The sequence below is a fragment of the Acidovorax sp. 59 genome (genome assembly GCF_002754175.1).
Classification (GTDB): Bacteria; Pseudomonadota; Gammaproteobacteria; order Burkholderiales; family Burkholderiaceae_C; genus Acidovorax; species Acidovorax delafieldii.
Map to the genome: position 1 here is coordinate 1985293 of NZ_PEET01000001.1, position 25501 is coordinate 2010793.

The 25501-nt window shown below is 63.9% G+C and carries 22 protein-coding genes; 13 read left to right on the forward strand and 9 right to left on the reverse strand.

The annotated features are described in order from the left end of the window. Window positions 1-268 precede the first annotated feature (268 nt). A complete protein-coding gene (locus CLU87_RS08895) occupies window positions 269-1438 on the reverse strand; it encodes an alkane 1-monooxygenase (RefSeq protein ID WP_099730211.1) in 1170 nt (389 codons plus the stop codon). A 322-nt stretch (window positions 1439-1760) separates the two neighbouring features. On the opposite strand from CLU87_RS08895, the gene CLU87_RS08900 reads away from it, so the two are divergent. After that, window positions 1761-2348, forward strand: a complete 588-nt coding sequence (locus tag CLU87_RS08900) for a lysophospholipid acyltransferase family protein (RefSeq protein WP_099730212.1) — start codon at window positions 1761-1763, stop codon at window positions 2346-2348. A 225-nt stretch (window positions 2349-2573) separates the two neighbouring features. On the opposite strand, the gene CLU87_RS08905 is transcribed toward CLU87_RS08900, so the two are convergent. Further along, window positions 2574-3023 (reverse strand): Lrp/AsnC family transcriptional regulator, encoded by a 450-nt coding sequence (locus CLU87_RS08905; protein ID WP_099730213.1) that lies wholly within the window; start codon window positions 3021-3023, stop codon window positions 2574-2576. Between the two features lie 168 nt (window positions 3024-3191). Between CLU87_RS08905 and CLU87_RS08910 the strand changes: the two genes are divergently transcribed. Then, window positions 3192-4313: a saccharopine dehydrogenase family protein gene (locus CLU87_RS08910; protein ID WP_099730214.1), complete on the forward strand. Its 1122-nt coding sequence runs from the start codon at window positions 3192-3194 to the stop codon at window positions 4311-4313. Between the two features lie 15 nt (window positions 4314-4328). Here CLU87_RS08910 and CLU87_RS08915 read toward each other — a convergent pair whose 3' ends face one another. Then, window positions 4329-6176 (reverse strand): long-chain fatty acid--CoA ligase, encoded by a 1848-nt coding sequence (locus CLU87_RS08915; protein WP_099732102.1) that lies wholly within the window; start codon window positions 6174-6176, stop codon window positions 4329-4331. 411 nt (window positions 6177-6587) lie between these two features. Here CLU87_RS08915 and CLU87_RS08920 point away from each other — a divergent pair, with 411 nt between their 5' ends. Beyond that, a complete protein-coding gene (locus CLU87_RS08920; protein ID WP_099730215.1) occupies window positions 6588-7751 on the forward strand; it encodes a diguanylate cyclase in 1164 nt (387 codons plus the stop codon). A 51-nt stretch (window positions 7752-7802) separates the two neighbouring features. Here CLU87_RS08920 and CLU87_RS08925 read toward each other — a convergent pair whose 3' ends face one another. Further along, window positions 7803-8438, reverse strand: coding sequence for a GntR family transcriptional regulator (locus CLU87_RS08925; protein WP_099730216.1), 636 nt, complete (start codon window positions 8436-8438; stop codon window positions 7803-7805). 143 nt (window positions 8439-8581) lie between these two features. On the opposite strand from CLU87_RS08925, the gene scpA reads away from it, so the two are divergent. From scpA to bioB, 8 genes are all read left to right on the forward strand, one after another. Next, window positions 8582-10750 carry a methylmalonyl-CoA mutase gene (scpA, locus tag CLU87_RS08930; RefSeq protein WP_099730217.1) on the forward strand — a complete coding sequence of 723 codons (2169 nt, stop codon included), beginning with the start codon at window positions 8582-8584 and terminating at the stop codon, window positions 10748-10750. After that, window positions 10747-11775 (forward strand): methylmalonyl Co-A mutase-associated GTPase MeaB, encoded by a 1029-nt coding sequence (gene meaB / locus CLU87_RS08935; RefSeq protein ID WP_099730218.1) that lies wholly within the window; start codon window positions 10747-10749, stop codon window positions 11773-11775. The genes scpA and meaB overlap by 4 nt, the downstream gene beginning before the upstream one ends. Before the next feature lie 35 nt (window positions 11776-11810). Further along, window positions 11811-13343, forward strand: coding sequence for an acyl-CoA carboxylase subunit beta (locus tag CLU87_RS08940; RefSeq protein ID WP_056062687.1), 1533 nt, complete (start codon window positions 11811-11813; stop codon window positions 13341-13343). A 21-nt stretch (window positions 13344-13364) separates the two neighbouring features. Further along, entirely contained in the window at window positions 13365-15413 is a 2049-nt protein-coding gene (locus tag CLU87_RS08945; protein ID WP_099730219.1) for an acetyl/propionyl/methylcrotonyl-CoA carboxylase subunit alpha, read from the forward strand. Between the two features lie 110 nt (window positions 15414-15523). Next, window positions 15524-15994, forward strand: a complete 471-nt coding sequence (locus tag CLU87_RS08950) for a VOC family protein (RefSeq protein ID WP_099730220.1) — start codon at window positions 15524-15526, stop codon at window positions 15992-15994. Window positions 15995-16027: 33 nt separating this feature from the next. Next, window positions 16028-16396, forward strand: a complete 369-nt coding sequence (locus CLU87_RS08955) for a hypothetical protein (protein WP_099730221.1) — start codon at window positions 16028-16030, stop codon at window positions 16394-16396. Between the two features lie 90 nt (window positions 16397-16486). Beyond that, window positions 16487-16876 carry a phosphopantetheine adenylyltransferase gene (locus CLU87_RS08960; RefSeq protein ID WP_099730222.1) on the forward strand — a complete coding sequence of 130 codons (390 nt, stop codon included), beginning with the start codon at window positions 16487-16489 and terminating at the stop codon, window positions 16874-16876. Between the two features lie 354 nt (window positions 16877-17230). Further along, the gene (gene bioB / locus CLU87_RS08965; protein ID WP_099730223.1) at window positions 17231-18274 is read left to right on the forward strand and encodes a biotin synthase BioB; all 1044 of its coding nucleotides are present in this window, start codon (window positions 17231-17233) and stop codon (window positions 18272-18274) included. A 101-nt stretch (window positions 18275-18375) separates the two neighbouring features. Here the strand turns inward: bioB and CLU87_RS08970 are convergent, their stop codons facing one another. The 4 genes from CLU87_RS08970 to CLU87_RS08985 form a co-directional block, all read right to left on the reverse strand. Further along, a complete protein-coding gene (locus CLU87_RS08970; protein ID WP_056062707.1) occupies window positions 18376-19566 on the reverse strand; it encodes a two-component system response regulator in 1191 nt (396 codons plus the stop codon). Further along, window positions 19559-22645: a response regulator gene (locus tag CLU87_RS08975; protein WP_099730224.1), complete on the reverse strand. Its 3087-nt coding sequence runs from the start codon at window positions 22643-22645 to the stop codon at window positions 19559-19561. Before CLU87_RS08975 ends, CLU87_RS08970 begins: the two co-directional genes overlap by 8 nt. 27 nt (window positions 22646-22672) lie before the next feature. Then, window positions 22673-23209 (reverse strand): molybdopterin-dependent oxidoreductase, encoded by a 537-nt coding sequence (locus CLU87_RS08980; protein ID WP_099730225.1) that lies wholly within the window; start codon window positions 23207-23209, stop codon window positions 22673-22675. Window positions 23210-23392: 183 nt separating this feature from the next. Next, window positions 23393-23845, reverse strand: a complete 453-nt coding sequence (locus tag CLU87_RS08985) for an HAD domain-containing protein (protein WP_099730226.1) — start codon at window positions 23843-23845, stop codon at window positions 23393-23395. A 113-nt stretch (window positions 23846-23958) separates the two neighbouring features. Between CLU87_RS08985 and CLU87_RS08990 the strand changes: the two genes are divergently transcribed. Then, window positions 23959-24261 (forward strand): helix-turn-helix domain-containing protein, encoded by a 303-nt coding sequence (locus tag CLU87_RS08990; RefSeq protein ID WP_082836262.1) that lies wholly within the window; start codon window positions 23959-23961, stop codon window positions 24259-24261. On the opposite strand, the gene CLU87_RS08995 is transcribed toward CLU87_RS08990, so the two are convergent. Beyond that, window positions 24258-24698 carry a hypothetical protein gene (locus CLU87_RS08995; RefSeq protein WP_063459123.1) on the reverse strand — a complete coding sequence of 147 codons (441 nt, stop codon included), beginning with the start codon at window positions 24696-24698 and terminating at the stop codon, window positions 24258-24260. The two genes, CLU87_RS08990 and CLU87_RS08995, sit on opposite strands and share 4 nt — an antisense overlap. A 177-nt stretch (window positions 24699-24875) precedes the next feature. Between CLU87_RS08995 and CLU87_RS09000 the strand changes: the two genes are divergently transcribed. Continuing rightward, a complete protein-coding gene (locus tag CLU87_RS09000; protein WP_099730227.1) occupies window positions 24876-25313 on the forward strand; it encodes a helix-turn-helix domain-containing protein in 438 nt (145 codons plus the stop codon). Window positions 25314-25501 lie beyond the last annotated feature (188 nt).

Sequence of the window (25501 nt, forward strand, 5' to 3'; positions counted from 1 at the left end):
GTGGTTTCCACGGGCAAACAGCGAAGGCGGGGAGGGGAATGTTCTGCAGCAGAACGCCCCTCTGGTCGGGGGCGCTGCGGGGCTGCAGGTGCGAAACCTGCATTATCCCACTGGCTGCGTGATGGGCGCCAGCGGAGGGTTTTGGGTCAGAACGGGCGCAGGTGCTAGTGCCGATTGTTCCGGGTGCTATCAATAGAGGAGTGCTGGAGGTGGCGGTTGTCGGCCCGCAGGGTGCCTGTGCCCAGTCGCCAGCGCATTCTCACTCGTTCTATCCCAGGTCCTGCAACCCGTATTTCCGCACGATCGCGGCCCGCTGGCGCGGGTCGATGTTGATGTGGGCGGCGTTGCGCCCCACCTGGGCCAGCAGGCGCGGGTCCATCACGCGGCGCCACAGGGGCGGCACATAGGCCAGCGTGAACATGCCGAAGTAGCCGAGGGGCAGCTGCGGCACATCGTCAAAGTGCCGCAGAGACTGGTAGCGGCGCAGCGGGTGCGCGTGGTGGTCGGAGTGCCGCTGCAGATGGAACAGGGCCCAGTTGGAGAACACGTGGTTGCTGTTCCACGAATGCTGGGGGCGGCAGGGTTCGTAGCGGCCGCTGGCGTCCTTTTGCCGCAGCAGCCCGTAGTGCTCGACATAGTTGGCCGAGGTGAGCTGAAAGTTGGCCCAGAACGATGCCAGCAGCAAAAACGGCAGGATGACCACGCCCAGCCACAGCGCCAGCCCTGTCCACAGCAGCACCGTGATGAGCGCTGGCTGCAGGATCTCGTTGTGCCACGACAGCAGCGGCAGGTGCTGGCGGGCCAGGCGGTCTTTTTCCAGCGCCCAGGCGCGGCGTGCGGCGCCGGGCATCTCGCGCAGCACAAAGCGGTAGATGGACTCGCCCATGCGCGACGAGGCTGGGTCGGCCGGGGTGGCCACATCGCGGTGGTGGCCCCGGTTGTGTTCGATGAAGAAGTGCCCATACGCCGTGGGCGCCAGCACCAGCTTGGCCAGCCAGCGCTCCAGCGGCGTGTTCTTGTGGCCCAGCTCGTGCCCCAGATTGATGCAGAACCCGCCCACCGTGCCCGTGGTCAGCACCATCGCCAGCACGCCATGCCAGGGCAGGGGCTGCGTGGCCACCCACCAGGCGCTGAAGATGAAGGCCGCCCATAGCACCGGCACCAGCAGGAAGGTGATGCGGCGGTAGTAGCGGTCGTTTTCCAGTGCAGGCACGGCGGATTCGGGCGGGTTGCTCTGGTCCACGCCCAGCATCCCGTCGAGCAACGGGGCGACGAGGTAGAAAAACGCCACCGGCGCCCACAGCACCAGCGGTTCGCCGGTCCATGCCATCAGTGCCGGGCCTACGCCCACGGTGCAGGGCACCACCAGGGACAGCAGCCATGCGTACCGCTTGCGGTCGCGGTAGGGCGGGGTGGTGGGCAATAGGGTTGGCAGCATGGGGCGGCAGCGACAACGCGGACCTGCTGGTGGTGCATTCTGGACCGGTGGAGATCCAACGCCAGTTTTATTTGGCGTGGCGCCTTTACTCCGGCACTTGGAGCAAAAATGGCTGGTAGCGCTAGTGTTGATTGTCCTGATTGCTATGAAATTGGGAGTAATCTGCAGGGGCGCATGCAAGCGGCGGCGGCTCCACTTTGCCTTGCGTCAAGGCGGGACATTGGCACCATCAGCGATACTCGCGGCGCTCTCGATGCCTGTGGAGCCAAGCACCCACTGCCTGTGTCAGCGCCCCGGGCTCCGTTCTGTCACCCGTTTTCCCATGCACCACACCATTTTTGACACGCCGGTTGTCAACACGCTCCTGCGCGCTTTTTCCCGCTTCACCCTGCGCATCACCGGCTGGAAGGTCGAGGGCGCCTTGCCAGCCCATGCCGCCAAAAGCGTGCTGATCGCCGCACCCCACACCAGCAACTGGGACTTGCCGTACACGCTGATGCTGGCGTTCTCGCTGCGCCTGCGCGTGTACTGGATGGGCAAGCACAGCCTGTTCAAGGCGCCGTTTGGCGGGGTGATGCGCTGGCTGGGGGGCATCCCGGTGGACCGCAGCCAGGCCAACAACCTGGTCGCCAACTCGGCCCAGGCCATGCGCGATGCCGACGGACCCATGCAGCTCATCGTGCCGCCCGAGGGCACGCGGGGCAAGACGCGGCACTGGAAGACGGGCTTTTACTTCATCGCCCAGCAGGCGGGCGTGCCCATCGTGCTCGCGTTTGTGGACTATGGCCGCAAGGTCGGCGGCCTGGGCCCGGTGTTTGAGCCCACGGGCGATGTGGATCGTGACATGGCGCGCATCAAGGCGTTTTATGCGCCGATCCGGGGCAAGAATCCGACGCAGTTCGAGGCCTGATTCACTGGTTGTAAAAATAGCCACTATCGCTTGATAAATAAGCGCTGGTAGCTTCAGTATCCATAGCATTCAGCGTTTGATTTTGAGCGCGCTGGTGGCTTTTGGCGCAGCGTACGCCAGGGCTGCCGAGCAAGGGCCCCCCCGCCGCGCTGGCAGCGTCCCCCGTCCCGAATCGCGCAGCGAGCCGAGAAAAGGGGGAAGCGGCGTAAGCCGCTCAGGGGGATGTCACCCTACCTGTCGTCGGTCGATCTTGCGGCTGAGCACGATGCTGGTCTGCGTCTGGTGCACGCCCTCCAACTGGCCGACCTTGTCTAGCAGGGTGTCGAGCTGCTCGTGGCTGGCGCAGCGTAAGAACACCAGGTAGTCAAACGGTCCGCTCACGGCCGACACCTCTTCAACCTCGGGCATGGCCTCCAGCGCGCGCAGCACGGCGGGTGCTGCCTTGGGCAGCAGGCTGATGCTGCACCAGGCCCGCACGGTGGTGGCGTCAAGCCGTGTACCCAGCCGCACCCCGTAGCCAGCCACCACACCCGAACGTTCCAGCCGCGCGATCCGCGCCACCACGGTGGTGCGGGCCAGGCCAAGCTTGCGCGCCAGCGTGGCCGTGCCTTCGCGCGCATTGGCCTGCAGCAGGCTGAGCAGTTGCCGGTCGGTGTCATCCAGGGCCTGGGTCATGCGCATTTCCTCAATAAGTCATAACGCCCATCATATTCGCCGTTATGGCAAATCAAAGAGCAGCTTTCGACGTTTTGAGCACTACACATTGACAGCGCTGTTGCCTAGCATCAAGGCATCCACAACACCTCTCCTCCATGTGCGGAGAGCACTACCGGGAGCACTGCCATGACCACCTTCGACATTTCCTCGCACTCCACCTCACGCCGCCCCATCACCATCCTGGGGGCGGGCCACATCGGCTTTGCCATGGCGCTCTTGCTGCAGCGGTCGGGCGACTACGACATCCTGGTGGTGGACCGCGACCCGGTGCGGCTGGCCGAGGTGGCAACTCTGGGTATTTCCACCCGATTGGCCACAGACGACGCGAGCCTGCAGGCCGCCATTGACGGCCGTTTTGCCGTGCTGAACGCATTGCCGTTCCATCGCGCCGTGCCCGTGGCCACGTCGTGTGCACGCGCAGGTGTGCATTACTTTGACCTGACCGAGGACGTGGCCAGCACCCAGGCCATCCGCGCCCTGGCCGCCAAGGCCCGCCGCGTGCTCATGCCGCAATGTGGCCTCGCCCCGGGCTTCATCGGCATCGTGGGCAATGACCTGGCCCGGCGTTTTGACGCGCTGCACACGCTGCGCATGCGCGTGGGGGCGCTGCCCCGCTACCCACAGGGTGCCCTGCGCTACAACCTGACCTGGAGTACCGAGGGGCTCATCAACGAGTACTGCAACCCCTGCGAAGCCATTGTGGACGGCGTGCGCACCACGGTGCCCGCGCTGGAGGGGCTGGAAACCTTTGCGCTGGACGGCGTGGAGTACGAGGCCTTCAACACCTCGGGCGGGCTGGGCACGCTGACAGAAACCTTGGCGGGCAAGGCGCGGCAGGTGGACTACCAGTCCATCCGCTACCCGGGCCACAACGCCATCCTCAAGCTGTTGCTCAATGACCTGCGCCTGCGGGACCGGCGCGATCTGCTCAAGGACATTCTGGAAACCGCCATCCCCACCACGGACCAGGATGTGATCGTGGTGTTTGCCACCGCATCAGGCCTCAAGGGCAGGCGGCTGGTGCAGGACTCGTACTCGGCCCGTATCGTGGGCACGCAAGTGGCTGGGCACACGCTGAGCGCCATCCAGCTCACCACGGCCGCAGGCATCTGCACGGCGCTGGACCTGGTGGCGCAAGGCAAGTTGCCGCCGCAGGGCTTTGTCGGGCAGGAGTCCGTGGCGCTTGCGGACTTTCTGGCCAACCGCTTTGGTTCCGCCTACGCCCGGGAGGGCGAGCTGGTGTTGTAAGGAGCAAGCCGGGGCTCAGCGCCCCGGCTTCTGGTACATGCCCTCAATGGCTTCGGCAAAGTGCGCCATAAGGTTGTTGCGCTTGAGCTTGAGCGTGGGCGTCATGAAGGTGTTTTCAATCGTCCAAGGCGTGAGCGTCAGGTGCACCGTGCGCGGCACGGCATAGCGGGCAAAGCTGGCGGTGTTCTTTTCGATGCGCGCCAGCACAGCACGGTGCACGCTGGGGTGGTTCAGGCTGTCAGCGGCCTGGGGGTTCAGACCCAGGTCAGCGGCCAGCCGCTGCCACTCGCCCGGGTTCAGCACGGCCACACAGGCGATGAAGGGGCGGTTTTCGCCCACCACAAAGGCCTGCTCCAGCAGCGGGTCGGCCAGCAGGGCCAGCTCCAGGTCGCCCGGCGGGATCTTTTCGCCGGTGGATGTGACGATGATTTCCTTGATGCGGCCCTTGATGTAGATGCGGCCGTTCACGATGTCGGCCTGGTCGCCGGTGCCCAGCCAGCCGTCGGTGCTCAGGATGCGTGCGGTGTCTTCGGGGCGCTTCCAGTAGCCCTTCATCACGATGGGGCCGCGCACCTGCAGCTCGTGGTTGTCGCCGATACGCACTTCCACACCGGGCAGGGCCTTGCCCACACAGGCGGGGTCGTTGTCGTCCAGTGCGTTGACCGACACCACCGGTGCGGTCTCGGTCATGCCGTAGCCCTGCACCAGCGGCAGGCCCAGGCCCAAGAAGCATTTGGCAATGGTGGGCGACAGCGGTGCGCCGCCGCTCACCGCCACGCGCACGCGGCCACCAAACTGGGCCAGCAGCGGCTTGGCGACCAGCGCCTGCAGCAGGGGCCAGGGCAGGGCGGCCATCCAGCCTGCGGCCTGGCCTTCGCTGGCTGCCGGGGCGGGCAGGCTTTGCACGGCACAGAAGCGGGCCCAGCCCTTGTTCTGCGCGGCTTCGTACAGCTGCATCTTCCAGGGCGTGGGCGAGAGTTTTTCGAGCAGCTTGGCGTGGATGCGTTCGTAGATGCGCGGCACCGACACCAGCACGGTGGGTCGCACGGTCTTCAGGTCCTCGGCCAGTTGCGCCACCGAGCGTGCATAGGCCACGCAGCTGCCCGCCGCAATCGGCAGGTAGTAGCCGCCTGTGCGCTCGAAGGTGTGCGACAGCGGAAGGAATGACAGGAACACGTCGTCCACTGTGGGTGCAATGCGGTCGAGCACCGCCTTCACATCGCTGACCACGTTGCGGTGGGTCAGCATCACGCCCTTGGGTTTGCCGGTGGTGCCGGAGGTGTAGACGATGGCCGCCAGGTCGTCTGCACCGGGTGGTGTGGGCGCTGGGGCTGCACCGGCCCCCGCCAGCCACTGCGTTAGCGAGCCCACGGCGGGGCCATCGACCGAAGCGGCGGTGGGCGCGAAGGTTGAAGTGTCGTCGTCGGTGATCACCACCGCCCGCAGGGCCGGGAACGGCGTGCCCACGGCGCGGATCTTTTCCCACTGCTCGGCCTGGCCCACGATGAGCATCGAGGCTTCGCAGTCGGCCAGAATGTAGGCAATGCTGCCGGGGTTGTCGATGGCGTGCAGGGGCACGGGCGCGCAGCCCGTGGCCAGCGTGGCCTGGTCGGCGCACATGGCGTGCAGGCCATTGGGCAGCAGGATGGCCACGCGGGCGGCAGGGGGCAGTTGCAGCGCAACCAGGGCTTGCGTCCAGGTTGCGATGCGCCCTGCGGCTTGCTCCCAGGTCAGGCTCATCCAGGATTGGGTGGTGGGGTCGAAGGCGCGGTACGCCTCGGCATTTGGGGTGCGGGCAGCGCGGTAGGCGAGGAGCTGGGGCAGCGTTTGCACGCTGGCGATATCGGAGGGGATGGGAGACATGGAACCTGCGGTGAAGGCTGTGCGCGCCAAAGGCGCAAAGCCTCAGTGAAAACCCGCAGAATCATACCGATCGAACCTGCTGGAAACCCACGCGCCGAGACCTCTTATGTTGCAAATGGTGCGTTCCGATTTTCGGAATGCTCCGCGCCTGTGCTTTGGCGCAGCCCTCTGCCAGAGCCCGTACATTGGCGCGCTGCGGGGCGGGTCGCTGTGCTTTCTCCGCAGTGCGTTGGGTGACGCCAAGGGGTTCGGGCGCACCCCGGAGCCGGGCTGCCGAAGAGCATTCGCACGATGCGCGGGCTGATTGCAAGCCGGGTCGGCCACAATGTCCCACCTTCCGCCGATATGAAAAGGGGAGGCCACCTCGTCGTTCACCACCCCGCCGCAAACCGCCATTTCGCCCCCGCCGCCATGGATCCCGTCACCATCTTCATTGTTGCCACGCTGATGATGCTGGCCAACGGGTGGGTGCTGGGCCTGATGCGCAAGAGCTTCCCTGTGGCCTTGCGCAACTGCACCGAAACCTGGCGCATCGCTACGCTGCTGCTGGCCGGCAGTGCCGTGATGTACGCGTCGCGCGACCAGATGCCTCTGGGGCTGGCGTCGCCGCTGGCCAACGGGCTGGTGCTGCTGGGGTGCACGGGTTACTGGCGTGCGCTAAGGCAGTTTTATGGCTTGCCGGATCTGCGCTGGATGTTGGCCCCGGCTGCGGTGGGCATCCTGGGAATACTCTGGTTCGCGGTGCTCCGGCCGGACACGCGCATGCGTGTGTTCATTCTTTCGACCTGCTGCGTGTTCTTGCTGCTGGCAAGCTTTGTGTTGCTGGTGTCGCAGAAATCACCCGATGGTGCGCACAGCCGCCGTGTGATGGCAAGCCTGTTTGCCTTTGTGGTGGGGTTCACAGTGTTTCGGGCGGCTTATTTTTTGGGGCGTGGCATCAGTCCGTCCTTTGACATCACGGGCGATGGGGCCTGGATCAACATGGCCAGCCCCATGATCACCGCATTGCTGCCGGTGGTGGGGACGACGGCCTTTTTGCTCATGTGCTCCGAACGCATTGGCCGCCAGTGGGAGCTGGCAGCCTCCACCGACTACCTCACGGGCCTTCCCAACCGCCGCACGCTGGTCACGGTGGGGGAGCGGCGATTTGCCGAGAGGCCGCAGCAGGCAAGCGGTCTGGCCCTGGCTGTGATCGATATCGATCACTTCAAGGCCATCAACGACTGCCATGGACATGAAGTGGGGGATGTGGCGCTGCGGCATGTGGCCGTGCACCTGCGCACAGCATGCCGAGGCAGCGATCTGGCGGCACGCCATGGTGGCGAGGAGTTTGTGGTGCTATGGGAGGGGCTGGACACTACAGCCGCCCTGATGGCCGGTGAGCGCCTGCGTGCACTGGTGGCCGGGGAGCCTCTGAATGCGGGCGGGGTGTTCATCCCCATGACCATTTCCATGGGGGTGGCCGCGGCAAACGCAGGGGACCGGAGTTTTCACGACCTGCTGCGCCGGGCCGACGAGGCGCTCTATGCCGCCAAGGCCGGTGGGCGCAACCGCGTGGAGCAGGCCAAGAACTGAGCCGACACAGCTTAAGCCCGCGACAAGCGGGCTTGTGCTGGCGGCTTCCAATCAGGTCGCCGCTTCCAGCCCCTGCGCAAAATGCGCCTGCATGGCCTTCACCGTGCCCTTGGCATCGCGCCCCACCATCGCAGCCAGGATGGCGCGGTGTTCGCCCAGCGAATCCTCGATGCGCCCCTGCTTGAACAACGAGTTGTGCCGGTTGAGCTTCATAACCTTGCGCAGATCGGCCACCATCTGGCTGCGCCAGCGGTTGTCGGCCATCTCCAGCAAGCACATGTGAAAGCGTTCGTTGACGGCGAAGAATTTTTCGCGATCAGCCACGGCGGCTTCCAGCTCGGCGTGCAGGTCCTGCAGCGTTTTCAACTGCGCCTCGGTGGCGTGTTCGGCCACCACACCGGCGGCGTCGCTCTCGAGCAGGCTGAGCAGGTGGTACACGTCGCGCAGGTCTTTTTCGCTCATCTCCGTCACATAGGCGCCACGGCGCACTTTCATCGTGACCAAGCCTTCAGCGGCCAGCACCTTCAGCGCCTCGCGCAGGGGGGTGCGGCTGATGCCGAATTCCTCGGCAATCTTGAGTTCGTCAATCCAGCTGCCCGGCTCCAGTTCGCGCCGGAAGATGCGCTGGCGCAATTGCTCGGCCACTTCTTCGTAGAGCGCACGGGGAGTGAGGGTGAGGGCAGACATGGAGTGGATTGTAAGCTGGGCGGAATATTTTGAATCAATAATTATGAATGATGTAAACTCGCCACCACACCAGTGCACCTGTGCGGTCACCGCCTGTGCGCTGTGTTGGACGCCCCAACGCCATCTTCGGAGTAGCTTTTGCCATGAGTGACAACCCCACCAACAACGCCCCAGAGTTCGCCGCGTCTTCGCTGGAAGCCTGGGCCAAGGCCGCAGCCAAGTCGGCGCCGGGGGGCGATGTCAGCGCCCTCAACTGGGTCACGCCCGATGGCATCACCGTCAAGCCGCTGTACACCGCCGAAGACACGGCCAGCCTGCCGTACGCCAACACGCTGCCGGGTTTTGAACCCTACCTGCGCGGCCCCCAGGCCACCATGTATGCCGTGCGGCCCTGGACGATCCGCCAGTACGCTGGTTTTTCGACCGCTGAAGAATCCAATGCGTTCTACCGGAAGGCCCTGGCTGCAGGCGGGCAGGGCGTGAGTGTGGCGTTCGACCTGGCCACCCACCGGGGTTACGACAGCGACCACCCCCGCGTGACGGGCGATGTGGGCAAGGCCGGGGTGGCAATCGACTCGGTCGAGGACATGAAGATCCTGTTCGACCAGATCCCGCTGGACAAGGTCAGCGTATCGATGACCATGAACGGCGCGGTGTTGCCCGTGCTGGCGGGCTATGTGGTGGCGGCAGAAGAGCAGGGCGTCTCGCAAGACAAGCTCTCCGGAACCATTCAGAACGACATTCTGAAAGAGTTCATGGTGCGCAACACCTACATCTACCCGCCCAAGCCGTCGATGAAGATCATTGGCGACATCATCGAGTACACGGCCAAGAACATGCCGAAGTTCAACTCGATCTCGATCAGCGGCTACCACATGCAGGAAGCCGGGGCCAACCAGGCACTGGAGCTGGCCTTCACACTGGCCGATGGCAAGGAGTATGTGAAGACTGCCATCGCCAAGGGCATGGACGTGGACGAGTTCGCCGGGCGCCTGTCGTTCTTCTGGGCGATTGGCATGAACTTCTATCTCGAAGTCGCCAAGATGCGCGCCGCGCGCCTGCTGTGGTGCCGCATCATGAAGGCCACGGGCGCCAAGAACCCCAAGAGCCTCATGCTGCGCACGCACTGCCAGACCTCGGGCTGGAGCCTCACCGAGCAGGACCCCTACAACAACGTGGTGCGCACCACCATCGAGGCCATGGCGGCCGTGTTTGGCGGCACGCAGAGCCTGCACACCAACAGCTTTGACGAAGCCATTGCGCTGCCCACCGAGTTCAGCGCCCGCATTGCGCGCAACACGCAGCTCATCATCCAGGAAGAGACCCACATCACCAACGTGATCGACCCCTGGGCTGGCAGCTACATGATGGAAAAGCTGACCCAGGACATGGCCGACGCGGCCTGGAAGATCATCGAAGAGGTCGAGGCGATGGGTGGCATGACCCAGGCCGTGGACAGCGGCTGGGCCAAGCTCAAGATCGAAGCTGCTGCCGCCGAGAAGCAGGCGCGCATCGACAGTGGCAAGGACGTGATCGTGGGCGTCAACAAGTACAAGCTGGCGAAGGAAGACCCGGTCGACATCCTGCAGATCGACAACATGAAGGTGCGCGACGGCCAGATCGCTCGCCTGCAAAAAATCCGTGCAACGCGCGATGCCGCCAAGGTGCAGGCAGCGCTGGATGCGTTGACCGCCGCTGCAGAGAGTGGCGAGGGCAACCTGCTCGATTTGTCCATCCAGGCTGTGCGTCTGCGTGCCACCGTGGGCGAGATCAGCGATGCGCTGGAGAACGTTTTTGGGCGCCACCGCGCCGATACACAAAAGGTGACCGGTGTGTACGCAGCTGCCTATGACTCGGCCGAAGGCTGGGACAAACTCAAGACCGAAATCAACGCCTTTGCCGAAGAACAAGGCCGCCGCCCCCGCGTGATGATCGCCAAACTGGGTCAGGACGGCCACGACCGGGGCGCCAAGGTGGTGGCCACCGCGTTTGCTGACCTGGGCTTTGACGTGGACATGGGCCCGCTATTCCAGACCCCCGAGGAATGCGCTCGCCAGGCCATCGAAAACGACGTGCACGCCGTGGGCGTGAGCACGCTGGCTGCAGGCCACAAGACGCTGGTGCCCGCCATCATTCAGTCGCTCAAGGACCAGGGTGCGGACGACATCATCGTGTTCGTGGGCGGGGTGATCCCGGCGCAGGACTACGACTTCTTGTACGAGTCGGGCGTCAAGGGCGTGTACGGCCCCGGCACGCCGATTCCAGCCAGCGCCAAGGATGTGCTGGAGCAGATTCGCAAGGCGGTGGCGTGACACCTGCGGCGCTTCTTGACGGAGTGGTGCAGGGCACGGCGGCGGTGCAACGCCGCGCCATGTCCAAAGCCATCACGCTGCTCGAATCAACGCGGGTGGACCACCGCGCCCAGGCCGACGAGCTGCTGACCCAGCTGCTCCCGCACACCGGCAAGGCCTTCCGCCTGGGCATCAGCGGCGTGCCCGGCGTGGGCAAGTCCACCTTCATCGAAGCCCTGGGCCTTTACCTGATCGGTCAGGGTCACCGCGTGGCCGTGCTCACCATCGACCCCTCCAGCACCGTCTCGGGCGGCTCCATCCTGGGCGACAAGACGCGCATGGAACACCTGTCGGTGCACGAAAAGGCCTACATCCGCCCCAGCCCGTCGAGCGGCACGCTGGGCGGAGTCGCAGAGAAGACCCGCGAGGCCATGCTGGTCTGCGAGGCCGCAGGCTACGACGTGGTGATCGTCGAAACCGTGGGCGTGGGCCAGAGCGAGATCGCGGTGGCGGGCATGACAGACATGTTTGTGCTGATGCAGCTGCCCAACGCGGGCGACGACCTGCAGGCCATCAAGAAGGGCGTGATGGAGATTGCCGACCTGGTGGTCATCAACAAGGCCGACATCGACAAGAACGCCGCCACGCGCGCCGAGGCGCAGATCACCTCCAGCCTGCGCCTGCTCAGCCAACACGGCAACCCCGAGAACGCTCACCACGACGAAACGCTGTGGCACCCGAAAGTAGTGCAAATCAGCGCGCTGCTGGGCCAGGGCGTAGACAGCTTCTGGGCCGCCGTCACGCAGTTCCGCCAGCTGCAATCCGCCAACGGCCGCCTGGCCACGCGGCGCGAGAAGCAGGCGCTGTCCTGGATGTGGGAGCGCATCGACGCGGGCCTCAAGCTCGCGTTTCGCCAGCACCCGCAGGTGCGCGAGCTGCTGCCCCAGATGCAGGCCGATGTGGCCGCGGGGCGCATTGCAGCATCCACTGCAGCACGAAATCTGCTGCTAGCGCAATCCCATCAAGCGCAAGCAGCTATCAAATAAATAGTAGACACCAACCCATTCACCAAAGGACGACCATGCAAGACATCCTGGATCAACTGGAGAAAAAGCGTGCGCTGGCACGCCTGGGCGGCGGGCAAAAGCGCATTGATGCGCAGCACGCCAAGGGCAAGCTCACGGCGCGCGAGCGCATCGAGCTGCTGCTGGACGACGGCACGTTCGAGGAATGGGACATGTTCGTCGAGCACCGCTGCACCGACTTTGGCATGGAGGACAACAAGATCCCCGGCGACGGTGTGGTGACGGGCTACGGCATGATCAACGGCCGCCTGGTGTTTGTTTTCAGCCAGGACTTCACCGTGTTCGGCGGCGCACTCAGCGAGACGCACGCCGAGAAGATCTGCAAGGTGATGGACCAGGCCATGAAGGTCGGCGCGCCTGTCATCGGCCTCAATGACTCGGGCGGTGCCCGCATCCAGGAAGGTGTGGCGTCCCTCGGCGGCTATGCCGACGTGTTCCAGAAGAACGTGCTGGCCAGCGGCGTGATTCCGCAGATCAGCATGATCATGGGCCCCAGCGCCGGTGGCGCCGTGTACTCGCCCGCCATGACGGACTTCATCTTCATGGTCAAGGATTCGAGCTACATGTTCGTCACCGGCCCCGAAGTGGTGAAGACCGTGACGCACGAAGAAGTGACGGCCGAAGAGCTGGGCGGCGCCGTGACGCACACCACCAAGAGCGGTGTGGCCGACATGGCGTTTGAGAACGACGTGGAGGCGCTGATGATGCTGCGCCGCCTGTACAACTACCTGCCGCTCAACAACCGCGAAAAAGCCCCGGTGCGCCCCAGCAACGACCCGGCTGACCGCATGGACCTGAGCCTGGACACCCTGGTGCCCGAGAACCCCAACAAGCCCTACGACATGAAGGAGCTGATCCTCAAGACGGTGGACGATGGGGACTTCTTCGAGCTGCAGCCCGAGTACGCCAAGAACATCCTCATCGGCTTTGCCCGCATGGAAGGCCAGACCGTGGGCATCGTGGCCAACCAGCCGCTGGTGCTGGCGGGCTGCCTGGACATCAAGTCGAGCATCAAGGCCGCGCGTTTTGTGCGCTTTTGCGATGCGTTCAACATCCCCGTGGTCACGTTTGTGGACGTTCCCGGCTTCATGCCCGGCACCAGCCAGGAGTACGGCGGCATCATCAAGCACGGCGCCAAGCTGCTGTACGCGTATGCCGAGTGCACCGTGCCCAAGATCACCGTCATCACCCGAAAGGCCTACGGCGGTGCGTACGACGTGATGAGCTCCAAGCACCTGCGCGGCGACGTGAACCTGGCCTGGCCCAACGCTGAAATTGCGGTGATGGGCGCCAAGGGCGCGGTGGAGATCATCTTCCGCGAGGACAAGAACGACCCCGTGAAGCTGGCTGCGCGCGAGGCCGAATACAAGCAGCGTTTTGCCAACCCGTTTGTGGCCGGTGCTCGCGGCTTTATCGACGACGTGATCCTGCCGCACGAGACACGCAAGCGCATCTGCCGCTCATTGGTGATGCTGCGCGACAAAAAGCTCGAAAACCCGTGGCGCAAGCACGGCAACATCCCACTGTGAGCGGACAAGGAGCATAAGAACATGTTTACGAAAATCCTGATCGCCAACCGTGGCGAAATCGCCTGCCGCGTCATCGCTACTGCCCACAAGATGGGCATCAAGACCGTCGCCGTCTACTCCGACGCCGACAAGGAAGCCCGCCACGTCAAGCTGGCCGACGAGGCCGTGCACATTGGCGCCGCGCCCAGCCGCGATTCCTACCTGCTGGCCGACAAGATCATTGCGGCCTGCAAGCAGACCGGCGCGCAAGCGGTGCACCCCGGCTACGGTTTCCTCTCTGAAAACGAAGCCTTCGCCAAGCGCTGCGAGGACGAGGGCATTGCGTTCATCGGCCCCAAGGCGCATTCCATTGCGGCCATGGGCGACAAGATCGCGTCCAAGAAGCTGGCCAACGAGGCCAAGGTCAACACGATTCCTGGCTACAACGACGCCATCTCGGGTCCCGAGCAGGCGGTGGAGATCGCCAAGGGCATTGGCTACCCCGTGATGATCAAGGCCTCGGCCGGTGGCGGCGGCAAGGGCCTGCGCGTGGCGTTCAACGACAAGGAAGCGTTTGAGGGCTTTGCCAGTTGCCAGAACGAAGCCCGCAACAGCTTTGGCGACGACCGCATCTTCATCGAGAAGTTTGTGCAGGAGCCGCGCCACATCGAGATCCAGGTGCTGGGCGACAGCCATGGCAACGTGATCTACCTGAACGAGCGCGAGTGCTCCATCCAGCGCCGCCACCAGAAGGTGATTGAAGAGGCGCCATCGCCTTTCATCAGCGACGCCACCCGCAAGGCCATGGGCGAGCAGGCGGTGCAACTGGCCAAGGCCGTCAAGTACCAAAGCGCGGGCACGGTGGAGTTCGTGGTCGGCAAGGACCAGGACTTCTACTTCCTGGAGATGAACACCCGCCTGCAGGTGGAGCACCCGGTGACGGAGTGCATCACCGGCCTGGACTTGGTGGAGCTGATGATCCGCGTGGCGGCGGGTGAGAAGCTGCCCCTCACGCAAGCCGATGTGAAGCGCGACGGCTGGGCCATTGAGTGCCGCATCAACGCCGAAGACCCGTTCCGCAACTTCCTGCCGTCCACCGGCCGCCTGGTGCGCTTTCAGCCGCCGGAGGAGTCGATGTTCCAGTCCGATACGACCAAAAAATTGGGCGTGCGGGTGGACACGGGCGTGTACGAGGGTGGCGAGATCCCCATGTACTACGACTCGATGATCGCTAAGCTCATCGTGCACGGCACGGACCGCAACGATGCGATTGCCAAGATGCGCGCGGCGCTGAACGGCTTTGTGATTCGCGGTATCAGCAGCAACATCCCGTTCCAGGCCGCGTTGCTGGCGCATCCCAAGTTCGTGACGGGCGACTTCAACACCGGCTTCATCGCCGAGAACTACGGCAAGGGCTTCCACGCCGAAGACGTGCCGCACAGCGACCCGCTGTTCCTGGTGGCGCTGGCCGCGTTCATGAACCGCCGCTACCGTGCACGCGCCTCCGGCATCAGCGGCCAACTGGCCGGCCACGAGGTGAAGGTGGGGGAGCAGTTTGTGGTGGTCACGCTGGGCGCCGAAGGGCAGAACCAGCACCACGAGGTGACGGTATCCGACTTTGAAGACAAATCGGGCTCCAGCGCAATCAGCGTGGGCGGTAATAGCTATCAGATCAGTAGCACCGCCACGCTGGGCCAGATCCGCGTGCAAGGCGCATGCAACGGCCAGGGCTTCACGGCCCAGGTGGAACGCGGCGTGGGCAAGAACCCGCTGGCGCTGCGCCTTGCGCACAACGGCACGCAGATCGATGCGCTGGTGCTGTCGCCGCTGGGCGCGCGGCTGCACAAGCTGATGCCCTTCAAGGCGCCGCCAGATCTGTCCAAGTTCCTGCTCTCGCCCATGCCTGGCCTGCTGGTCGATGTGGCGGTGCAGCCGGGCCAGAAGGTGCAGGCTGGTGAAAAGCTGGCGGTGATCGAGGCCATGAAGATGGAGAACATCCTCTTTGCCGCGCAAGATGGCGTGGTGGGCAAGATCACGGCGGGCAAGGGTGAGTCTCTGGCGGTGGACCAGGTGATCCTGGAATTCCAGTGATCCCAAGGGTCCCACAACCCATCCAGAGGGGCCTTGCGCCCCTTTTTTAGTCTTTTTGGCCACTAGCGCCAGAAGAATATGCGCTGGCAGCTATCAAATCAGGAGTAATCATGAGCACAACCCCACGCCCCTTCAAGGTCCTGGGCATCCAGCAGGTGGCCATTGGCGGCACCGACAAGCAGCGGATGAAGACGCTGTGGGTGGACATGCTGGGCCTCGAACAGACCGGCACTTTCCAGAGCGAGCGCGAGAATGTCGATGAAGACATCCTGGCCATGGGCAAAGGCGCCTTCAGGGTGGAGGTGGACATCATGCAGCCGCTGGACATCGACAAGAAGCCCGCCGTGCACACCACGCCGCTCAACCACATCGGCCTGTGGATCGATGACTTGCCCAAGGCGGTGGAATGGCTCACGGCCAAAGGCGTGCGCTTTGCGCCCGGCGGCATCCGCAAGGGGGCGGCGGGCTACGACATCACGTTTTTGCACCCTAAGAGCAATGACGAGTTTCCAATTGCGGGCGAAGGCGTGTTGATCGAACTGGTGCAGGCGCCGGCGGACGTGATTGCCGCGCTGGGCTGAACCCCACCACCACCACAGCCCGCTGTTGTCCCCATGGTTTCGCTCCCGCGTACGTTGCTGGCCGGCGCCAAGGTGAGCGCCCTGCTGGTCCTCGCACTGGCAGGGCAGGGCGGTGGGGCTGCAGGTGGCACGGGCGCCTATCCGCTCGACTGGGGCCGGCCGGGGGAAACCCTGCAGTACCGGTCCTGCGGCTGCGCGGACCGCTGCTGGGTGGCGGAAGTGAAACACCAGCAGTCCCGCAAGATGCTGGCCTCCCTGCGATGTGACTGCGAGCGCCTGCTCGGTCGCGTCGGCAGTCGCGGCGCTGAGGTGGAGCACAGTCCGAGCTGCTCTGCCATCGACGACGCAGACAACAAGCCCCGCGCCATCCGCGAGGCGCTGGAGCAGATGCTGGGGCGCTGAACAGCGCGGCGTCCATGACCTGGGGCGTCATGGTCACCGGGCCCGGCGGGGGCTACAACGGCGGCACCTTGTCTTTGGTGTCGCCTGCCCATGCAAAAAATCGCTTCTCTGGCCTTGCTGCTCGCGGGTGCCATCCACCTGATTCCCTTGATCGGCGTGCTGGGCTCAGAGCACTTGGCCAGACTCTACGGCGTGGCCCCTTCCGATCCGAACACGCTCATCCTGCTGCGGCACCGTGCCGTGCTGTTCGGCATCGTGGGTGGGCTCTGCCTGATGGCGGCGTTCAAGCCCGGCTACCAGTGGTTGGGCTTGCTTGTTGGCGCGGTCAGCACCCTTTCTTTCCTGCTGCTTGCATGGGTCACCGGTGGCTTCAATGCGCATTTGCAGCGCGTGGTGGTGGCGGATGGCCTGGCCCTGGTGTGCCTGGTGGCGGGCGCTGGGGCCTTGAGCTGGTCTGGCCGGGGTGCAACGAGCGGCTAACTTTCATGAACGTCGGAGCCTGCGAGGTGGCACGGGCTGAAAGATAGAAGCCAAAGCCGCCGGTTGTCAGCGCGTTGCGTAGGCGGTTTTGGTGGCGGTTTCAACATGCTCTCTAAAGTGGTCAACAGTCGGCTTTTTTGCCGTTCTCGCACAGCGAGATGCCGGCCGTTGAGCGCCGGAAAATAGTGGCACCTTTTGTGACCATGTTGAGAGCAGTTGTGCCGAAATCTCCTTCAAAATCATGGTGATAGCGATGCAGGGCGGTGCTCCGGAAGACTCTGGAGTGGCGCCTTGTGTGATCACTGACGCAATGCCTGGTGCTTGCAGCAGCAGGCTCTTGAAAGGACCCCACCCATGGCCAACGCAACCCTCTCCGCCCCGCAGCCCATCCAGGTCCATCGCCCCGTCCCTGCGCCGGTTGTGCAGGGAGAATGGTCGGTGGAGGCCATCCAGGCGCTGCTCGACAAGCCCCTGATGGACTTGCTGTTCGAGGCACAAACCGTGCACCGCCAGCATTGGCCTGCGGGCGACATCGAGCTGGCCACGCTGCTGTCAGTCAAGACCGGCGGCTGCCCAGAAAACTGCGGCTATTGCCCGCAGGCGGCCGAGTTCGACACCGGGGTAAAGGCCGACAAGCTCATGGAGGTGGATGAGGTGGTGCGCGCCGCCCAGGCCGCCAAGGACGCGGGCGCCACGCGCTTTTGCATGGGGGCCGCCTGGCGTGCGCCCAAAGACCGCGACATTGAAAAAGTCAGCGCCCTGATTGGCGCGGTGAAGGGCCTGGGCCTGCAGACCTGCGCCACGCTGGGCATGCTCGAATCGCACCAGGCGCAGGCGCTGAAAGACGCCGGGCTGGACTACTACAACCACAACCTGGACACCGCCCCCGAGTACTACACCGATGTGGTCAGCACCCGCGCCTACCAGGACCGGCTGGACACGCTGCGGCATGTGCGCAGCGCAGGCATCAGCGTGTGCTGCGGCGGCATCGTGGGCATGGGCGAAGCGCCCGTGCACCGCGCAGGCCTGATTGCGCAGCTGGCCAACCTGCAGCCGTACCCTGAGTCGGTGCCCATCAACAGCCTGGTGCGCGTGCCTGGAACGCCTTTGGCCGACAGCGAGCCCATCGACCCGTTCGACTTTGTGCGCGTGATTGCCGTGGCCCGTATCACCATGCCCAAGGCGCGCGTGCGCCTGTCGGCGGGGCGCCAGCAACTGGGTGAAGCCGTGCAGGCGCTGTGCTTCATGGCCGGGGCCAATTCCATCTTTTATGGCGACAAGCTGCTGGTGACGGGTAACCCCGATGTGGAGGCCGATGTGCAACTGCTGGCCAAGCTGGGGCTGAACGGCCACCGCACAACGACCACCACCCTCGACGGGCACGGCCACAGCGCTTGATACCCCCCGACGCGGCGGCGTGCTTCTGCAGGAGCCCGCTGCGGCGCCACCGAATGCCGTGCCTCAGTGCTGCGCTACGGTAAGGCGCGGGACACAGCCATTCAGAGCGGCTCTTCGCGCGAGGTCAGTTCGATGCGCTCCATGGGCAGATCGGCGGCCAGGCGGTCCACCTGGGCCAGCCGTGCAGGCTCGGCATCGGCAAACTGCTGGGCAATGCGCCGGAACTCCTCGGACAGGGTCAGGAAGGCATCGACCATGTCGGGGTCGAAGTGGCTCCCCCGGCCGTCGCGAATGATCTCTACCGCCTGCTCGTGGGAGTACGCGGGCTTGTAGACGCGTTCGGAAATCAGTGCGTCGTACACGTCGGCCACGGCCATGAGCCGTGCTGACAGCGGGATGGTGTTGCCCACCAGGCCTTCGGGGTAGCCCGAGCCGTCCCATTTCTCCTGGTGGCTGTAGGCGATCTCCTTGGCATACCGGAAAAACGGGTTGTCCTGTGTGGTCCCGGTCTCGGCCGCGATGATGGCGTCGCGGCCCAGCGTGGTGTGCGTCTTCATGATCTCGAACTCTTCCGGCGTGAGCTTGCCGGGCTTGAGCAGGATGCGGTCGGGGATGCCCACCTTGCCGATGTCGTGCAGCGGGGCGGACTTGAAGATGGTCTCGATGGCGGCGTCGGTCAGCTCGTCCTTGAAGCGCGGGTGGTTTTGCAGGTGGCGGGCCAGCGCTTCCATGTAGTGCTGCGTGCGCCGGATGTGGTTGCCCGTTTCGTTGTCGCGCGTTTCGGCCAGCGAGGCCATGGCGCGGATCGTGGCGTCCTGCAGCTCGGCCATCGCCCGGGTGCGGTTGGCGACCTCCTGCTCCAGAAAGTGGTTGTGCTGGGCCAGGAAGTCGCGCGCGCGCTTGAGCTGCAGGTGGTTGCGCACCCGGGCCATCACGATGGCCGGGTTGATGGGTTTGGTGATGTAGTCCACCGCACCCAACTCCAGGCCAATGCTTTCGTCATCGGCCGCGCTCATGGCGGTGAGGAAGATGACTGGGATGTCTTCGGTGTCGGGGTTGAACTGCAGGCGGCGCAGCACCTCGTAGCCATCCATGTCCGGCATCATGATGTCCAGCAGGATCAGGTCGGGCTTGCTGTCGCCCGCCACGATCTGCAGGGCGCGCTCGCCACTGGGCGCAAGCTTGACCTTGTAGTCGGTGCGCAGGAGGTCGCTCATCAGCGAGAGGTTGTCGGGCGTGTCGTCTACGACCAGCACCGTGCATTTGCCGCTGGGTGCGAATGGGCTATTCATGGACCGGGTCCTCCTTGTTGTCATTGTGCGCTTCGGGGGCCTGGCGCAGTATGGCCAGTGCCTCCACAAAGTCGTAGCTGTCCAGCGACCGCTTCATCTGGCCATACGCCGGCCCCAGAAGGGCCTGCAGGGTGGGCGTGGATTGCCTGAAGATTTCGATGGCGTCGGAATCGTCGTCGGACAGCAGTGCGTCGAGCTGCGCCACCAGCGCACGCGCAGCAGAGGCGTCGATCTGCAGGCCAGGCGCAGCGTCCGCGCCCGCAACCTCCTCTGCGGGCAGGGCCTGCTGCAGCGCAGTGACCAGCGCCTGGCAAGCCGCTTCCACGGGCTCCAGTAGTGGCTCTGCCAGCTCGGGCGAGGCCTTCTGGGCGATGGCTTCTTCCGCACGCTGCGCCAGGGCTGCCAGTGCGGTGGCGCCAATGGTGCCGGCCGTGCCTTTGAGCGTGTGCATTGCGCGCTGGGCCTCGTCGTGCAGCCCGGCAGCCAGGGCAGTACGGGTGGCTTGGACCGCCTGCGCTTGCCCCGCCACAAACTTGCGCAGCAGGCCTTCGTAGGCAGGCCGTTTGTCCAGCACACGCCGCAGGCCGGCGGTCACGTCGAGCCCTGGGATGCGGCGCAGTGCGTCATCGGTGGGAAGCGCAGCTGTGGAGTGGGGCGCTGTGTCGGAGTTGGAAGGGGCGCTAGCTGGCTGCCCCTGAAGGTCTCCGCCTTCGCGGTCAGCCTCGTCCGCACCGGTGGATCGGGGTGCAATCCATTGCAGCAGGGCAGCAAACAGTTCGTCCGGGTCGATGGGTTTGGCCAGGTGACCGTTCATGCCCGCTTCCAGGCACAGGTCACGGTCGCGGCTCATGGCGTTGGCCGTCATGGCCAGCACGGGCAGCTGGGCCCAGGACGGGTTCTGGCGCAGGTGCCTGGTGGCGGTCAGGCCGTCCATCACGGGCATTTGCATGTCCATCAGTACCAGGTCGTAGGGGGCTTGGGCGAGCATGTCCAGCGCCACCTGTCCGTTCTGGGCCACATCCACCACCAGGCCAGCGCCGCTCAGCAGCTCGGCGCCCACCTGCTGGTTCAGGTCGTTGTCATCCACCAGCAGCACCCGTGCGCCAGCAATGGCGGAAAGGTGCGCAGCGCGCCGGGGTGTTTGTGTGCCACGCCCGTCGGACGACCGGACCTGCCCGCCCAGCGCCTGCATGGCGGCATCAAAAAGTTGCGAGGGGCTGACGGGTTTGGACAGCATCAGCTGCAGCCCGGCGCGTTCCAGTTCGCTTTGCACATCGTCGCGGCCTGCTGCGGTCACGATGACCGTGAGTGGCGGGTGCTGCAGGCGGGCAAGTGCGCGGTGGGTGTCAAACCCGTCCATGCCGGGCATCTTCCAGTCCACGAATGCGATCTCGCAGGGGCGACCGGCCTGTTCGGCGGCGCGGGCCCGGGTTACCGCCTCCTCGCCGGAAGAGGCCGTGGTGACGGCAAAGCTCATGCGGGCCAGCATCTCGCCCAGGATATGCCGGGCCTGCTCGCTGTCGTCCACCACCAAGACATGCCGCCCGCGCAGGTCGGGGGTGGGCAGCAGGGGGGCATGACTGGGGTTGCCCAGCCCGAGACGGGCGGTAAACCAGAAGGTGCTGCCCACCCCCGGCTGGCTTTGTACTCCCACTTCGCCGCCCATCAAGCCGGCCAGCTTCTTGGAAATGGCCAGCCCCAGCCCGGTGCCACCGTATTTGCGCGTAGTAGATGTGTCGGCCTGTTCGAACGAGCGAAACAGCCGCAACTGCTGCTCAGAGGTCAGGCCGATGCCGGTGTCTTGCACCTCAAAACGCAGCAGGACTCCGGTGTCGTCGCGCGACGTTTCGGTGACGCGCACGATGATTTCGCCCTTGTCGGTGAACTTGACGGCGTTGTTGGCGTAGTTGACCAGGATCTGCCCCAGGCGCAACGGGTCGCCGCGCAGGTCGTCGGGCAGGGCCGGGTCCACATCGAACAGCAGCTCCAGACCCTTGTGCGCGCATTTGTCGCTGACCAGGTTGGCCACGTTGTCCAGCACGCCGCGCAGGTCAAAGTCCACCACCTCCACTTCGAGCTTGCCCGCTTCGATCTTGCTGAAGTCCAGGATGTCGTTGATCAGGCCAAGCAGATGCTGGCCGGAGCGCTGGATCTTTTCGACATAGTCGCGCTGGCGCGGTGTGAGGTCGGTGCCCAGGGCCAGGTGGCTCATGCCGATCACCGCGTTCATGGGGGTGCGGATCTCGTGGCTCATGTTGGCCAGGAAGTCCGACTTCATCTGCGAGGCGTCCTCCGCACGGGCGCGGGCAATCTCCAGCTCGTCCTCATGTTCGCGCAGGGCTGCGTTGACTTTTTGCAGCTCCACGGTGCGCTCGGCCACGCGCGCTTCCAGCACCTCCTCGTTGCGCTTGAGGGCATCGACCAGCTCGTTCTGCGCCGCCATGGCCTGGGCCGTGGCCTTTTCGCGCTGAAGGAACTGCCGCGCCATCGCAAAAGCGAGCAAAAAGGTGAGCAGGGCCTGGAATGCAGTGAGCCCGGTGGTCAGCAAAGTCTGGTGTTTGACCTCGGCGTTGCGCGAGTCGCCCAGCAGGGCCGACACGCGCGACGCACTGAGCGACAGCTCTTGCACCGTTTCACGCAGGCCGTCCAGCTCGGTGCGCAGGCGCCGCATGTTGGTCTGGCTGGAGAGGGCATCCACACTGGCGCCAAAGTAGCTGTCGCCCGCCGCCACAAACCGCTGCAGGGCGGCCAGCGCATTGCTGTAGATGGGCTCGTCCTGCATCAGCGTGCGCGAGGTGCCGCTTTCCAAGGCGCTGAATCGGCTCAGGAACAGGTCATACCGCAGCTCCAGCCGGTCCATGGTGATGCTGGTGGGGTCCAGCTCGAACTGGTGCAGCGCATGGTCCAGCTTTTCATATTCCACATTGAGCTGCAAGAACGACCACAGCGCATTCACATCGCCGCGCCGCATGACGGCCTCCACACTGCGGTACTGGCTGTACTGCACCGCCGCAATAGCGACATAGGCCAACACCAGCCCGGCAATGATGAGCCGCAGGATGTGTTGGCTGCGCAGCATAGATGGGGCGGGAAGCGGGGAGGGCGGCTACCGGATGTGCAGTGCGTTGAGCTGCCAGGCCGCCCGGTTGTAGTACAGCTCGCTGCGCAGCTCGGCCTTGGTATCAAACGGGTACACGATGAACAGCGGGCCTTTTTCGCGGATGGGCATGGGCCGGTTGTTCATCAGGCGCGCCACGATCACGTCATGCCGCGTGGCGTCGTCTGCCGGAATCTCGGTCTTGTAGTCATTCAGGGCCACGGCAGTGATCTTGGTGCCCTTGGCTCCCACCGCCGCCAGCACATCGCGCAGCAGGGGGCCAGTGAACGTGACAGCGCTGGGGTACCAGGGTGTCTGGGTGGAGAAGCTGTGCTGCGGCAGCTTCTCCAGCATCTTCATGTCGAACTGCGCCTGCGGGCCCCGGTTGGTCTGCGTGATGGCGCCGTGGATGGTGAGGATGACAGGGCCGGTGGGTGGCTCCAGCGCCTGCACGTTGCTCGCGGCCAGCAAGGCCGCGCCAATGACCCCTGCGGCCCATGCCTTGGACAACACCCGTTCCAACCCATGACGACGATGAGATTGCATGGACACCCCCTCCTGTTTTGGTAACAGTCTCGCGGATAGATGCCCAAAATGTAAACCGATTTATCGCCGCCAGTCTGACGGGGGTGATCTCACTTTCGGTGCAGATTACCCGGTTAGGATGCTCGGGTTAACCCTAGATTTGTGTTTTCTGAGGCTAGGTGGTCTGCCCTCCTGGCAGTCTTTTCAAAGTGTGGTTTGAAGACGAGCTGTCAGTTGTGAACCGGTGGCCTGCGTGAGTCCCGTTCGCCCATCGACCAAAAACAACGACTTGCAGAACGGCCGATAGAGCCACGATCGATCATCCACCGCCACCCATCTGCGATGTGGCATTTCGTTGGCCCAAAGCCAGGCGTGGCACTCCGCCTCCCGCTCGTACCCCACCAGCGTATTCGGGACGTTCGTTAGATCGCAATATCTGGGGGTAACGCCTTCGATCATGGCGGCAATGTCCGGAGAGAACCTTTCCAATAGATCCTCATAGGCCTGTTCCAGGCGCCAGGTGCTGGTGATCACGATCTGGCACTCGGGCACCTGTCGTAACGCATCTTCCAAGATCGATAGGCAACAGAAGTGCTTCGACTCATGGCAATGCTCTGGGTGTAGGACCCCATCAAAATCTAGAAAGAGTATGGGCACAGTGCTACTTCAGAAACAGATTTCCAATAGGGCTGAATATTTTTTCGAGTTAGCGAGCCTATGAGACTATTTGGTCGTGGTCTTTTTAGTCTCATTGGACGGAAATCGGGTGGATGTCTTCCCGAAAGCGTGTTCCACCCCAAGCCGACTTTGGTCGGGCGCTGCAGCAATTGCGCGCGGCACGCGGCTTGGTTCAGGAAGACATGTTGCTGGCAACGAGCCGCCGACACATCAGTCGCATCGAGCAGGGACATCAAGTGCCCAGTATCCGCACCATCGAGGTATTGGCCGAGCAGATGCAGATCCACCCTTTGACCTTGATTGCTACCGCGTACTGCCCAGACCTGGACACGAACTTGGTCAATGAACTCCTCAGGACCGTCAAAGCGGACTTCAAGGGCATCATTTCAGACTAGGCTTGGCATTCCGATTCGGCCTGTTCCTTGGCATACTGAACCAGCATTTGAAGCCCTTGTATCAGACCGGTGCCAATGGGTGTGGCATCTTGGCGGTGCAGCATCCGATTGACGATCTCCCGATCCACGGCAGTGCTGAGCAAGCAGAGGGCTTCTTGCAGAGTTTCCAGACCCACTTCCAAGCTGTCGCCTGAACGTTTGGCTCCCGCCTTGGTCAGAAGCAACAGGGCGAGCGGTAAGGCTGCACTAGCGGGATCGTGATCCCCGCTCCAATCCGAGCCAGACAGAAGGTCTCGGAGCTGGTCTGACATCAACAAAAGGTGGTTGTCATCCAGTGCATCCGGCAGGATGGCTTCCCAACCCCGTGACGTGATCAGGCGCAACATGTCCTGTGCTCCAAATTTTCCGAGGGTCGCTTTTTCCAAACGCAGCATCATTCTTCATTCAAGTTAATATGAGACTAATTGGTCCGGTTTGGGACCGTGGCGTGCGAAGATAGCTGAATGGAATGCCATTTTTGTTTTCCAAGTGTGCCCGTCTCCCAATGGAAATAAACCGGTTGCCCAGATCTGCTTAAAGAGGCAACCAGTCTGTTGCCTCATGCGTTTGCCCCCTTGAAAAACCGCCTGGATCTCACCCGCTTGGCCGAACTTGATCGGCAGTTTTGCGATTTCGCGAAGCTGCAGCGGAATGCCACGCCCAGGTGTGGCTGGGCAAAGACGGTGAGATTGGCCTTGGGCATGAGTTCCAAAGCGCTAGGTGAGCGTTTGGGCATGACGGCACAGGGAGTCCGCAAACTGGAGCAGGCCGAGGCCAACGGCACTATCACGCTGAATACGCTTGCACGTTTGGCTCATGGCCTGGACTGTGAAGTGCACTACATGTTTGTTCCCCGAACCAGTTTGGTGGAGCAGGTGCTCAACCGTACTGAAGAGATCGCTGGAATTTCTTTGCCGTCCACGTTGAAGGGGGCGGAGGTGCTGACAGATGTAGAGACGCTGATGGCCCTTACCAGTGCGCTGGTAAAAGTGAGCAAGCGTGGCCTTTGGTGAGCCAGCGCTGGTTTTCCTCCCGATACAACCCCGCGATGAGTTTGAACATCGTTGCTATCATCAGCGCAAAGCAAGCCCCCGGTGCGACCTCTGCGAAAGCATGCCCCCGGGGGCGACGTTTTTCTGAGGGGTACTTTGATGAAATCTCTCTTCGAAGCTCGCGACAGCTCTTGAGAGATCCTCTCGCC

What these genes read in the sequence shown, in the direction of transcription:
- CLU87_RS08895 (WP_099730211.1), bottom strand. Translation starts at nt 1,438, where the DNA reads ATGCTGCCAACCCTATTGCCCACCACCCCGCCCTACCGCGACCGCAAG.
- CLU87_RS08900 (WP_099730212.1), top strand. Translation starts at nt 1,761, where the DNA reads ATGCACCACACCATTTTTGACACGCCGGTTGTCAACACGCTCCTGCGC.
- CLU87_RS08905 (WP_099730213.1), bottom strand. Translation starts at nt 3,023, where the DNA reads ATGACCCAGGCCCTGGATGACACCGACCGGCAACTGCTCAGCCTGCTG.
- CLU87_RS08910 (WP_099730214.1), top strand. Translation starts at nt 3,192, where the DNA reads ATGACCACCTTCGACATTTCCTCGCACTCCACCTCACGCCGCCCCATC.
- CLU87_RS08915 (WP_099732102.1), bottom strand. Translation starts at nt 6,176, where the DNA reads ATGTCTCCCATCCCCTCCGATATCGCCAGCGTGCAAACGCTGCCCCAG.
- CLU87_RS08920 (WP_099730215.1), top strand. Translation starts at nt 6,588, where the DNA reads ATGGATCCCGTCACCATCTTCATTGTTGCCACGCTGATGATGCTGGCC.
- CLU87_RS08925 (WP_099730216.1), bottom strand. Translation starts at nt 8,438, where the DNA reads ATGTCTGCCCTCACCCTCACTCCCCGTGCGCTCTACGAAGAAGTGGCC.
- scpA (WP_099730217.1), top strand. Translation starts at nt 8,582, where the DNA reads ATGAGTGACAACCCCACCAACAACGCCCCAGAGTTCGCCGCGTCTTCG.
- CLU87_RS08940 (WP_056062687.1), top strand. Translation starts at nt 11,811, where the DNA reads ATGCAAGACATCCTGGATCAACTGGAGAAAAAGCGTGCGCTGGCACGC.
- CLU87_RS08945 (WP_099730219.1), top strand. Translation starts at nt 13,365, where the DNA reads ATGTTTACGAAAATCCTGATCGCCAACCGTGGCGAAATCGCCTGCCGC.
- CLU87_RS08950 (WP_099730220.1), top strand. Translation starts at nt 15,524, where the DNA reads ATGAGCACAACCCCACGCCCCTTCAAGGTCCTGGGCATCCAGCAGGTG.
- CLU87_RS08955 (WP_099730221.1), top strand. Translation starts at nt 16,028, where the DNA reads ATGGTTTCGCTCCCGCGTACGTTGCTGGCCGGCGCCAAGGTGAGCGCC.
- CLU87_RS08960 (WP_099730222.1), top strand. Translation starts at nt 16,487, where the DNA reads ATGCAAAAAATCGCTTCTCTGGCCTTGCTGCTCGCGGGTGCCATCCAC.
- bioB (WP_099730223.1), top strand. Translation starts at nt 17,231, where the DNA reads ATGGCCAACGCAACCCTCTCCGCCCCGCAGCCCATCCAGGTCCATCGC.
- CLU87_RS08970 (WP_056062707.1), bottom strand. Translation starts at nt 19,566, where the DNA reads ATGAATAGCCCATTCGCACCCAGCGGCAAATGCACGGTGCTGGTCGTA.
- CLU87_RS08975 (WP_099730224.1), bottom strand. Translation starts at nt 22,645, where the DNA reads ATGCTGCGCAGCCAACACATCCTGCGGCTCATCATTGCCGGGCTGGTG.
- CLU87_RS08980 (WP_099730225.1), bottom strand. Translation starts at nt 23,209, where the DNA reads ATGCAATCTCATCGTCGTCATGGGTTGGAACGGGTGTTGTCCAAGGCA.
- CLU87_RS08990 (WP_082836262.1), top strand. Translation starts at nt 23,959, where the DNA reads ATGTCTTCCCGAAAGCGTGTTCCACCCCAAGCCGACTTTGGTCGGGCG.
- CLU87_RS08995 (WP_063459123.1), bottom strand. Translation starts at nt 24,698, where the DNA reads ATGATGCTGCGTTTGGAAAAAGCGACCCTCGGAAAATTTGGAGCACAG.